Genomic DNA, 11,089 nt, shown 5'->3' with positions numbered 1-11,089 from the left:
GCGAGGTATAGCACAATCGGCGCGGTGAGCGGATCTTGGCCCCGCCGCCGGGTCCCGGCCGCGGGGAACGTGTCTCGGACGAGGGAGGGGGAGCTGCGCTCGGCGGGCCGGCGTGGTTTCCGGCGGCGGGCGACGGCGTGCAGCGGTCCGGCGGAGCGCACCGGGTCTGCCCGCTGCGGCTCTGGTGGATCACAGGGCCGTCCCGCCGGGTGCGGGAGGAGAGGGCACGCCGAACCCCGCCGGATCCCGCACCTCCTGCCCGGGGGCCGTGCCGACGGGGCTCGGCGGGCACCCATGGGACGGGCGAAGAGCGGCGCCGGGCCCGGTGCGGTTCCCGGCGAGGCGGTGACGTGGGGCGGTCCGGGCCCGCCCGGTCCGCGCCGGACGCCCGACCCGCCTCCACCGCCCGGCCACCTCCGACCGGCCGGACCGCGCGCCGGGCGCGGCCGCTGCGACCACTGCGGCCATGGCCGAACGCGGGGGCGGACTCCCCGACGAGACACGCCAGTACCGGGGCGCAGCCCCCAGGGCGTCGGCGATTCCCGCCGGCCGACGGAAGCGGAGCGGCGTTGGGCGGCGCGCCGGTTCGACCTCGACAGCGGTGACCCTGCCGTAGAGGTGGCGCTGGACCGGCTGCACGGTGTGGACCTCGCGCATGGCCCCGGCGGGCCCTACCTGCACGACGACCGGCAGGTCGCGGCCTGGTGCCCGTACCTCGGCTGGTGACCGGACCAGCGGGACCGCGGCGCGGGGTGGCGGGCGCTGGTTCGGGGTCCGTCCCGCCGCGGTGACGGGGAAGGCTCCGGGGCCGCGCGCGCCGCGGCAGCGGGCGGACGGGTACTGGGGGTGGGAAACCCCGTACTGGGCGGGCCTGTAGCACCTGCATTCATCTGACGAGCATGGTCGGTCCCCGGGCTGAGCCAGCGTCCCGCCGGTACGGCTGTGCGGTGCGGAAGCGCGCGTGTGGTGAGCACCGCAGCCCGCCGTCAACCGCATCGGGCTGCGGTGCGGTCCCGGCGGTGCGGTTCCACCGGTCCGGGGCCGGCCCTCGCCGCGGTGGCCGTCAGGCCGGGTGGGCGCCCTCCCGTGCCGCGGGCTCGACCGGTAGCCCGGCCGCCGCCCACGCCCGGAAGCCGCCGACGAGGTCGGTGGCCCGGGACAGCCCGAGCTCCCGGAGCGCGGCGGCGGCGAGGCTGGAGGCGTACCCCTCGTTGCAGAACACGATGATGTGCCGGTCCGCGGAGTCCGCCTCGGGGATGCGGTCCGGGCTGGTCGGGTCGAGCCGCCACTCCAGCACGTTGCGCTCGACCACGACCGCGCCGGGAATGGCCCCCTCCGCGGCGCGGTAGCTCTCGGGGCGGGTGTCCACGAGCAGGGCACCGCGCTCGACCGCGGCGTGCGCCTCGGCCGGGGTGAGCCGGTCCAGGCCGGCCCGCCGCCGTTCCAGCAGTTCGTCGATCGCGCTCATCGGTCCTCCAGTCCGCGGTCCGGGTGGGCTGGCCTCGGCCCGGTGGGCACCTCCGAGAGCGTCGGCACGTCCGGTTCGGGGTCGTGTGTCAGCACGCTGTGCGTGCGCCGCAGTGCGCCCGCCTCGTCCACCCGGTAGTACGACATCGCGGTCAGCGGCGGTGAGTAGGCGTGCACGCTGACCGCCGGGGCCGCGGCGGTGTTGACGACGTCGTGCACGTACCCGACGGGGAACGCCACTCCGCGGCCGGCGACCAGTGCCCGGTCGTGTAGCCCGGCGCCCCCGGCGGCGACCCGCCACACCCGTTCGGTGAGCACGCCGTCGACGACGGTGAGCGCGCCGAGGGAACCGGCGTGGTCGTGCAGGGTGGTCGACTGGTCCGGAGTCCAGGTGATCAGCCAGATGTCGGCGTAGGTGTCACTGCGCAGCCGCACCGACCAGCGGTGCTCGGCGTCGAAGTGGATCTCGTGCAGTCCGGCGCGCACCTCCTCCGCGGTGGCCCTGGTCAGCTCGACCAGCTCGTCCAGGGTGAGCGGTGTCGGTCCGTAGGAGCGCGCGGGTGATTCCGCGATGGTCATGTCATCTCGATCTCGGGTCGGCGGTGAGTCCTGGCAGCGGTGCCCAACGGGCGTGCCGACAGTTCTCGTCGAAGACCTCTCCCCGATGCCATGCCGTCTCGATCACAGCGGTGACGTGCATGCGAACAAGTTAACCACAATTCCTACTAGAAAGATCGAATAGGCTGCGGAGCGTCTCCGCCCCGTCCTTCGGCCGCAGCCGGCCCGGCCGCCCGGCCCGGGTCCGCCCTCGGGACGCAGGGCCGGCTCCAACCGCGCCGGAGAGCGGGCGGGCCCGTCCAGCGGCCCGCCGCTCCCATTAGGCATCAGAGCCGGCCCGTGCTGGTCGGGCGCCTCGGACGGGGAGACCGGGCCCGGCCGCGACGCCACCCGGCCGGCCGGATCCGGGCCTGGGAAGACCCGCGGCGTGCCGTTCTTCCAACCCCACCCGCGTGCGGCGCGCCCACCGCCGCATCGGAGCGGGGACCCGTCCCCCGCCTCCGCTGACCCGGTCCCCGAAGAGCTGGCGTTCCTGGCCGCCGGTCCCGAGCGGATGGTCCGGGCCGCGCTGCCCCGCCGCTGCCCCACCGGGCGGAGCCGGCGGCGCGTTCACCGTCGTCGGCGCCGCCCGCTCGCGGCGGGCGCCGACGGGCCGATGGCCGGCCCCGACCTCCGCACCATGCCGGACCGCGTGACGTCGCCGGTCGAACCGCTGATCAGAGGCGCGGCCGCCGGGCGCGACCGTCTGATGGTGCGGCAGAACCTCGAAAGCGCTCCGCCCGCTCGCGTCCGCCGGTGCGGCACGCGTCGCCGGGAGGCTGTACTGGGCAGAGGCCCCGGCATCCCGGCCGACACGGATCCGGCCGCGGGCGTCCTCCTGCTCGCCGGGGGCGCCGGGCGGGCGAAGGCGGCGGCTGGGAGCAACTGTGCGCCGGAGCGCGACGCGTCAGGCGACGGTCCGCCACGGCCCCTGGGCCGAAGCGGGAGACCGTCGCGGAGAACCGGAGGCGAGGAGCCGGACGCCCGGCCGCCGCCCGGCCGCGTCCGAGCGCCCCGCCGCACGACGGCCATGTCAGGCCGGCCGCCCCGGACTCGCGCAGGGCACGCGACGGCGTCCGGCACGGCCGTGGGCCGCCGTTCCCGCCGGCCCCGAAGGCGTGTCCGGGCGCCATCGGCCGGCCCGCGCACGTGCGCGGGCCCCGCCCGGTTCCCGGCTGTGCGCGAAGCGCGGCCCACGGCCGGGCCGCTACGACTGGCGCCGGTCGCGCGACCTGGTCAGCGCCCGGGCCACCCCGGCGACGCCCAGGCCGACGGCGAGCACCGGCAGCACCCACATCGCGTCGAAGCCCCAGTTCGTCGTGCCCCGGGCCACGAAACCGACGCCGAGCAGGATGAACAGCAGCCCCGCGACCAGTGAACCCCAGTCGGTCCTACGCCGGGACATGGCGCACCTCCATATCGCCGCCGTGAGACACCAACGTGAGCACCAGCGTGGGCGGCTCGCCGGCCGGCTCGGGCCGTGGTTCGGACCGCGCGCTGTCGTCCGCCCGGTCCGGGCCGGACGGCACCGGCTCCAGCGTCTCGTCAACGGTGAGCCGGACGCCGGAACGGCGCACCTCGCCGACCTGGATCGCGCCGACGCAAGTCCGACCCCGGACGGTCACCCGGGCCGTCTCCGGCGCCAGGACCTCCATGACACCGAGGCCGACGTCCGCGCGCACCGACACCCGCTGCCCCTGCTCCAGCGGCAGCCCAGTGAGGTCGAGCACCGCCGAGCCCGCCGACAGATGGAACGGCCGCTCCGCCTGTGCCGCCGAGGTCGGCCGCCACACCGGGTCGCCGACCCGCAGGGCCGCCACGTCGAGCGACGCGACCGCCACCAGCGCCAGAGCCAGCAGCGTGCCGGTCGCGATGAGCCCGCCACCCCGGCCGACCCATGCCGCCGCCACCAGCGCGAGCCCCACCAGCAGCAGCGCACCCCCGAGATACACCGGGCCGGTGCGCGGGTCCACCAGCGACGACCACGCCGTCCCGCCCTCGATCGCGAACACCGCCAGTACGCCCGCGAACACGGTCCACAGCACCACCGACAGCAGCGGGACCCCTCCGCGCCGCCTGCGGGCGTCGCCCTTCCGAGCGCCCCGGACGTGCGTGCGGTCACCCGCCCCCGGGGTGCCGCGGCCGCAGCCCCCGCCCGTTCCGCCGTCCCCCCGCTCGTCCTCCTCGGTCTCGCCTTCCCCCGACGCCTTCTGCTCGCCCCCCACGACCGCGAGGTCGATCGGCCCGCTCGGCGCGGCCGCCCACGGCTGCGCCGGGTTGTAGTAGGACGGCGCGGGCGGCGGCGCCGGCGCGGAGGGCGCCGGCTCCCTGGACCGCAGCCACCCGGGCAGGTCGCGCATCGTCGCCCGCAGGTCCACCCCGCGGTTGTGCGTGGTCAGCAGGCCCAGGATCAGCGGGGTCGCCAGTACCAGGGTGCCCCAGCTGAACCCGCCCACCAGGCTGAGCGCCGTCGCCGCGGCGAGTCCGACGCCGAGCACCGCCAGCACCGCCTCCGCCACCAGCCGGCGGTTCAGCAGCTGCTCGATCATCGCCGGCCCGCCGCGGGAGTCCCGCATCATCACCCACGCCGCGAGGTACAGCCACAGGCCGGTGCCGCCCGCCAGGGCCGTCATCACGAACCCGACGCGCCACACGACCGGATCGGTCCGCGTGTAGGCGCCGAGGCCGGCGCACACCCCCGTGAGCACACCGGCCGCGTCGTCCCTGCGCAGTTCCCGCTCCGCGCCGCCCGTCGGCGCGCCCGCGGCGGAGGCCGGCGCCGCGCCCTGCCGCGCGCCGCCGCCCCGGCTGTCGTCCTGCTGCATGCCATCCATCGTCACCCTCCGCCGGTCCCTCTTCCCATCCGGGACGACCCTGAGCCCACCCTGAACCGGGGCGGCGGCGAGCGGGGGCCGTCCGGGGCCGGCCCCTGATGCCGGCGGTCGCGGCAGCGGGCATCCTGGACAGAAGCCGACGAATGCGAGGAGAGGCGTTGACCGAGACGGCGAGCCGCACCGACGGGCCGCCACGGCTGTACCGCGGTCGCCACGACCGGCTGCTCGCCGGCGTGTGCTCCGGGCTGGCCCGCCACCTGGGGATCGACCCGGTGGTCACCCGCCTGGCGCTGCTGGCCCTGGGCATCGGCGGCATCGGGATCGCGGTGTATCTGACCCTGGTCTTCTTCGTCCCGGTCGAGCCGGAGACCGACGACCGGCCCGCGCCGGACGCCGGCGCCCGCGTCCGGCGCAGGGGGCGCGACATCAGCCAGCTGATCGCCTACATGGCGCTCGCCACCGGCTTCGGCGCGCTGTTCCTGCTGTTCGGCGGCGTGTTCGATCCGCTGCTCTGGTTCCTCGTGTTCGCTACCCTCGGCGCCGCCATCCTGTGGCAGCAGGCCAACCCGGCCGAGCGCAGCCAGTGGGTCAGCACCAGCGTCGTCCGCGAGCGCAAGAGCCTGCTCCGCACCGGCGCGGGCGTCCTGCTGGTCGTCATCGGAGCCACCGGCTTCCTCGCGTTCCAGCAGCAGCTCCAGGACGCCCGCGCGGGCCTCTCCTTCGCCTTCACCATCCTCGCCGGCATCGCGGTCATCGCGGCGCCGTGGATCATCGGGCTGGTCCGCGAACGCGACCGCGAGCGCAGGGAGCGCATCCGCAACCAGGAGCGCGCCGAACTCGCCGCGCACATCCACGACTCGGTCCTGCACACCCTCACCCTGATCCAGCGCCGCGCCGAGGACCCCCGCGAGGTGCAGCGGCTCGCCCGCGTCCAGGAACGGGCCCTGCGCAGCTGGCTCTACCAGCGGCCGGCCGACGCCGAGACCACCGTCACCCCGGCCCTCGAACGGGTCGCCGCGGAGGTCGAGGAGGCGCACGGTGTGCCGATCGAGGTGGTGTGCGTGGGCGACTGCCCGATCGACGACGGGATCCGCGCCGCCCTGCGCGCCGCGCGCGAGGCCATGGTCAACGCCTCCAAGTACGCGGGTGTGGACCAGGTCTCGGTGTTCGGGGAGGTGGAGCCCGATGAGGTGCTCTTCTTCATCCGCGACCGCGGAGCCGGCTTCGACCTCGGCGAGGTGCCACCGGACCGCATGGGCGTGCGCGGCTCCATCATCGGGCGCATGGAGCGGCACGGCGGCAGCGCCCGTATCCGCACCGCGCCCGGTGAGGGGACGGAGGTGCAGCTGCGCATGCCGCGCACCCCCGACCCGGCCGGCTGACCGGCCGCGCCCGGCACCGGCCACCCGCCGGCCCCCGCTGGTGGGTAGAGTCCCAGGCGTGGGAGAAGAGAACAGTTTTGCCAGCGGCGGCGCCGTCCCCCGTGTCGTCATCGTGGACGACCACCGGCTGTTCCGCAGCGGCGTGCGCGGCGAACTCGGCGACGCGGTCGACGTCGTGGGCGAGGCCGGGGACGTCGACAGCGCGGTCAGCGTCATCAGCGAGCAGCGCCCCGACCTGGTGCTGCTCGACGTGCACCTGCCCGGCGGCGGCGGAGTGGAGGTGCTGCGGCGGGTCCTCGCCCGGCACCCCGAGATCCGGTTCCTGGCCCTGTCGGTCTCGGACGCGGCCGAGGACGTCATCGGCGTGGTGCGCGGCGGAGCCCGGGGCTACGTCACGAAGACCATCTCGGGGAAGGAGCTCGCCAGCGCCATCGTGCGGGTGGCCGACGGCGACGCCGTCTTCTCTCCGCGGCTGGCCGGCTTCGTGCTCGACGCCTTCGCGGCCACCGACGCGCCCCCGATGGACCCCGAACTCGACCGGCTGACCCAGCGCGAGCGCGAGGTCCTGCGGCTGATCGCGCGCGGCTACGCCTACAAGGAGGTCGCGAAGGAGCTGTTCATCTCGGTGAAGACGGTCGAGACGCACGTCTCCTCGGTGCTGCGCAAGCTCCAGCTCTCCAACCGCCACGAGCTGAGCCGCTGGGCCACCGCCCGCAAGCTCGTCTGAGCCGGGGGGCGACCCGGCGGCGCACGGGCGGCGCCGGGACCGGGGCACCGCCGTCACCGGGCCGCGTTACCGGAGGGCGTTCAGCATCCGCTTGAGGAACTCGGCGGAGTTCACCTCGGTGGCGAGGGTGACCGCCGGCCGGGAGTCGGAGTCCGGCGACCACCGCCGCAGGTCCGCCACGGTGAGGCCGCGGGTGTACTCGCCCCGGAGCTCCACCCGTACCGGGACCTCGGCGGACTCCGTCACGAGCGCGGGGTCGACCAGGATCGCCGCCGCGAGCGGGTCGTGCATCGCGCAGGCGCGCTCGCCGAGGGCCCGGCTGTACCACCCGGTGTAGAAGTCGAGGAATCTCGCCGACATGGCCGCGCGCTCGCCGGGCACCGCCGCGAGCTCGTCCAACCATGCGGCGTCGGCCAGCGTCCGCATGGTGACGTCGAGTGCCACCAGGGTGAGGTCGAACCCGGCGCCGAGCACCACCTCGGCGGCCTCCGGGTCGTTGCTGACGTTGGCCTCCGCCCACGGCGTGACGTTGCCCGGCACCTGCACCGCGCCGCCCATGACGACCAGTCGGCGCACCAGCCGCGGCAGCTCCGGCTCCAGGCCGAGCGCCAGCGCCAGATTGGTCAGCGGCCCCAGCGCGAGCACGTCGATCTCACCCGGCGCGGAGCGCACCAGCCGCACCAGCAGTTCGGCCGCCGACTCGGCGACGGCCGTGCCCTGCGGGCCCGGGGTGACGACGTCGCCCAGGCCGTTGCGTCCGTGCACGCTCTCGGCGAGGCTCGGCGGCTGCACCAGCGGCCGGCCGGCCCCGGCGGCCACCGGGACATCGCGGGCGCCGTACAGCTCCAGCAGCCGCAGCGCGTTGTCCGTGGTGACGTCGACCGCGTTGTTGCCGTACACCGTCCCCACCCCCACCAGCCGCACTTCCGGCTGCGCGGCCAGGTAGGCGAGCGCCAACGCGTCGTCGATGCCCGGGTCGCAGTCAACGAAGACCTGCACGGTCCACCCCGATTCCATGTCCAGTTCGTGCCGTTCCGGCCCGTGGGCCAGAACGAGCTTAGGGGGCACCGCCCGGGGGTCGGTCGTGCGGTACGTGGTGGGCTGGTGAAGCCTCCCGTGGTGGTGAACGGGTGGGGCGGTCTCCCGTGGTGGTGAACGGGTGGGGCGGTCTCCCGTGGTGGTGAACGGGCAGAGCGGACGCCGGGGCGCCGACCGCCGTAGTCTTGATGAGGTGTCCTCCCAACAGCTGCTACTCGACGGCCTGAACGAACCCCAGCGGAGCGCGGTGACGCACTCCGGCAGTCCGCTGCTGATCGTCGCCGGCGCGGGGTCCGGCAAGACCCGCGTGCTCACGCACCGCATCGCCCACCTGCTGGCGGAGCGGGGGGTGCGCGCGGGCGAGGTGCTGGCGATCACCTTCACCAACAAGGCCGCGGCCGAGATGAAGGAGCGGATCGAGAACATCATCGGCTCCCGTGTCGCCAACGCCATGTGGGTGATGACGTTCCACTCCGCGTGCGTGCGCATCCTGCGCCGCGAGGCCGGCCGGCTGGGCTATCCGAGCAGCTTCACCATCTACGACTCCGCCGACTCCCAGCGCCTCATGCAGCTGGTCTGCCGGGAGCTCGACCTCGACCCCAAGCGCTACCCGCCCAAGTCGTTCTCCGCGCAGGTGTCCAACCTCAAGAACGAGCTCGTCGACTACGACACCTTCGCCGGCCAGGCGCAGAGCGAGCAGGAGAAGAAGCTCGCCGAGGCCTACACGCTGTACCAGCGGCGGCTGCACGAGGCCGGCGCCATGGACTTCGACGACCTCATCATGGTCACGGTCAACCTGCTGCAGATCTTCCCGGACGTGGCCGAGCACTACCGGCGGCGCTTCCGCCACATCCTCGTCGACGAGTACCAGGACACCAACCACGCCCAGTACGAACTCGTCCGCGCGCTGGTAGGCGAGGGCGGCCCCGACGCGGTGGTCCCGCCGGCCGAGCTGTGCGTGGTCGGCGACGCGGACCAGTCGATCTACGCGTTCCGCGGCGCCACGATCCGCAACATCCTGGAGTTCGAGCGCGACTACCCGGACGCCCGGACGGTCCTGCTGGAGCAGAACTACCGCTCCAGCCAGAACATCCTCACCGCGGCGAACGCGGTGATCGCCCGCAACGCCGAGCGCCGGCCCAAGAACCTCTGGTCGGAGCAGGGCGACGGCCCGGCGATCGTGGGCTACGTCGCCGACAACGAGCACGACGAGGCGGCGTTCGTCGTGGGCGAGATCGACAGGCTGACCGACGAGGGGGTGTGCGCTCCGGGGGAGGTCGCGGTCTTCTACCGCACGAACGCGCAGTCCCGGGTCTTCGAGGACGTGTTCGTCCGCACCGGCCTGCCGTACAAGATCGTCGGCGGTGTGCGGTTCTACGAGCGCAAGGAGATCCGCGACATCCTCGCCTACCTGCGGGTGCTGGCGAACCCCGAGGACACGGTGAGCCTGCGCCGCATCCTGAACGTCCCCAAGCGCGGCATCGGCGACCGGGCAGAGGCCATGATCGAGCTGTTCGCGGCCCGTGAGCGCGTCTCGTTCGCCCGCGCGCTGCGCCGCGCCGAGGAGGCTCCGGGCATCGCCACCCGGTCGCTGAAGGCCGTCCGCGAGTTCGTCGCGCTGCTGGACGAGCTGACCGCGCTGGTCCCGGACAGCAGTCCGGCGGAGATCGTCGAGGCGGTGCTGCAGCGCACCGGCTACCTGTCCGAGCTGGCCAACTCCAAGGACCTGCAGGACGAGAGCCGCCTGGAGAACCTGGAGGAGTTCGTCCAGGTCGCCCGGGAGTTCGAGAACACCTTCACCGGTCCGCTCGGCGAGGAGCCGGACGAGGAGGCGGACGAGGAGCCGGCGGGGGAGGCGACGCTCGTCGACTTCCTGGAGCAGATCTCGCTGGTGGCCGACGCCGACCAGATTCCCGACACCGACGAGCACGGCGGCGTCGTCACGCTGATGACCCTGCACTCGGCGAAGGGCCTGGAGTTCCCGGTGGTCTTCCTGACCGGCCTGGAGGACGGTGTCTTCCCGCACGCCCGGACCCTCGGCGACCGCACGGCCCTGGAGGAGGAGCGGCGGCTCGCCTACGTGGGCATCACCCGCGCCCAGGAGCGGCTGTTCGTCACGCGGTCGGCCGTGCGCAGCGCCTGGGGGACGCCGGCGTACAACCCGCCGTCCCGGTTCCTCGACGAGGTACCGAAGGAACTCGTGGAGTGGCGCCGCGCGGAGTCGTCCATCGCGGCGGCCCCCACCCGCATGCGGATGCCGTCCGCGCCGTCCCGCCGGCCGTCCCGCGACGTCCCCACCCTGAGCCCGGGCGACAAGGTCACCCACGACTCGTTCGGAATGGGCACCGTGCTGCTGGTCGACGGTGCGGGGGACAAGACCAAGGCCCGCATCGACTTCGGAGCCGACATCGGCGAGAAGGACTTCCTGGTGAAGTTCGCGCCGATCGAGAAGCTGTAGGCGTCCCCGTTCCCGTGGTCCGCGGCCGCGCACGGAGAGTGCGACGCGCGGCCGCGGCCCCGGTGAGCGCGGTCCGGGACGTCGCGCCGCGCGTCCAGAACGCCGACACGGCACGGGCTGCGGACGGCTTCGGTTCGTCAATACCGCGAACCTCCGCTAGAGTCTTCGACGTCGCCGGGAAGCCCGGACCAACAGCCGAAAGGCCAGGTCATGGAAACCGGAGACGATCTTCGGTCGAACCGTCCGACGCACTGCGCGGAGGGGGTAGGCTGAGAGAACCGGGAACCGAACGCGACCGAGTGTCGCGGCCGGCCGGTTCACCCCCACTCCACACGGTGAGTCGGTCAGAGCACTGACGGACACGCGGTAGAGTGGAATCACTCCAGAGAGCGCCTCTGATCTTGACAGAGGAAGGATCGGGAGTAAGGTAGAAGGGTTGGCCCAAGTCCGGAAGCTCTGCTAGAGTGGCGGACAGGAAAGCCTGAAAAACAAAGCGGAGACGCCGCCTCGATAGAAGAGCGGGACCGGTTGGATCTGGTCGGCTTGTATACGGGTTAGCGGTTGCTTCTTGAGAACTCAACAGCGC

Annotated in this window: 8 protein-coding genes; 3 read left to right on the top strand and 5 right to left on the bottom strand. The window is 73.9% G+C overall.

Annotated features, from left to right (window positions below):
• Positions 1–1,063: 1,063 nt before the first annotated feature.
• From DEF28_RS22945 to DEF28_RS22930, 4 genes are all read right to left on the bottom strand, one after another.
• The gene (locus DEF28_RS22945; RefSeq protein ID WP_114400832.1) at positions 1,064–1,468 is read right to left on the bottom strand and encodes a rhodanese-like domain-containing protein; all 405 of its coding nucleotides are present in this window, start codon (positions 1,466–1,468) and stop codon (positions 1,064–1,066) included.
• On the bottom strand, positions 1,465–2,046 hold the full coding sequence (locus tag DEF28_RS22940; RefSeq protein WP_114400831.1) for a cysteine dioxygenase: 582 nt from the start codon (positions 2,044–2,046) through the stop codon (positions 1,465–1,467). The genes DEF28_RS22945 and DEF28_RS22940 overlap by 4 nt, the downstream gene beginning before the upstream one ends.
• Positions 2,047–3,271: 1,225 nt before the next feature.
• Positions 3,272–3,469: a hypothetical protein gene (locus DEF28_RS22935; protein WP_114400830.1), complete on the bottom strand. Its 198-nt coding sequence runs from the start codon at positions 3,467–3,469 to the stop codon at positions 3,272–3,274.
• Positions 3,456–4,889 (bottom strand): PspC domain-containing protein, encoded by a 1,434-nt coding sequence (locus DEF28_RS22930; protein WP_114446224.1) that lies wholly within the window; start codon positions 4,887–4,889, stop codon positions 3,456–3,458. The genes DEF28_RS22935 and DEF28_RS22930 overlap by 14 nt, the downstream gene beginning before the upstream one ends.
• Before the next feature lie 167 nt (positions 4,890–5,056).
• On the opposite strand from DEF28_RS22930, the gene DEF28_RS22925 reads away from it, so the two are divergent.
• Positions 5,057–6,280, top strand: coding sequence for an ATP-binding protein (locus DEF28_RS22925; RefSeq protein WP_233515493.1), 1,224 nt, complete (start codon positions 5,057–5,059; stop codon positions 6,278–6,280).
• Positions 6,281–6,338: 58 nt separating this feature from the next.
• The gene (locus tag DEF28_RS22920) at positions 6,339–7,007 is read left to right on the top strand and encodes a response regulator (protein WP_114400500.1); all 669 of its coding nucleotides are present in this window, start codon (positions 6,339–6,341) and stop codon (positions 7,005–7,007) included.
• Positions 7,008–7,073: 66 nt separating this feature from the next.
• On the opposite strand, the gene DEF28_RS22915 is transcribed toward DEF28_RS22920, so the two are convergent.
• A complete protein-coding gene (locus DEF28_RS22915; protein ID WP_114400501.1) occupies positions 7,074–8,006 on the bottom strand; it encodes a nucleoside hydrolase in 933 nt (310 codons plus the stop codon).
• Between the two features lie 232 nt (positions 8,007–8,238).
• Here DEF28_RS22915 and pcrA point away from each other — a divergent pair, with 232 nt between their 5' ends.
• The gene (gene pcrA, locus DEF28_RS22910) at positions 8,239–10,503 is read left to right on the top strand and encodes a DNA helicase PcrA (protein ID WP_114400499.1); all 2,265 of its coding nucleotides are present in this window, start codon (positions 8,239–8,241) and stop codon (positions 10,501–10,503) included.
• Positions 10,504–11,089 lie beyond the last annotated feature (586 nt).

The organism is Marinitenerispora sediminis (assembly GCF_003336425.1).
GTDB classification, from domain to species: domain Bacteria; phylum Actinomycetota; class Actinomycetes; order Streptosporangiales; family Streptosporangiaceae; genus Marinitenerispora; species Marinitenerispora sediminis.
The sequence above is the reverse complement of the archived record's forward strand: the minus strand, read 5'-3'. Positions and strand labels throughout refer to the sequence as shown.

Bases quoted from the DNA above. Each gene is read 5' to 3' on its own strand.
- DEF28_RS22935 (WP_114400830.1), bottom strand. From the start codon at position 3,469: ATGTCCCGGCGTAGGACCGACTGGGGTTCACTGGTCGCGGGGCTGCTG.
- DEF28_RS22930 (WP_114446224.1), bottom strand. From the start codon at position 4,889: ATGCAGCAGGACGACAGCCGGGGCGGCGGCGCGCGGCAGGGCGCGGCG.
- DEF28_RS22940 (WP_114400831.1), bottom strand. From the start codon at position 2,046: ATGACCATCGCGGAATCACCCGCGCGCTCCTACGGACCGACACCGCTC.
- DEF28_RS22945 (WP_114400832.1), bottom strand. From the start codon at position 1,468: ATGAGCGCGATCGACGAACTGCTGGAACGGCGGCGGGCCGGCCTGGAC.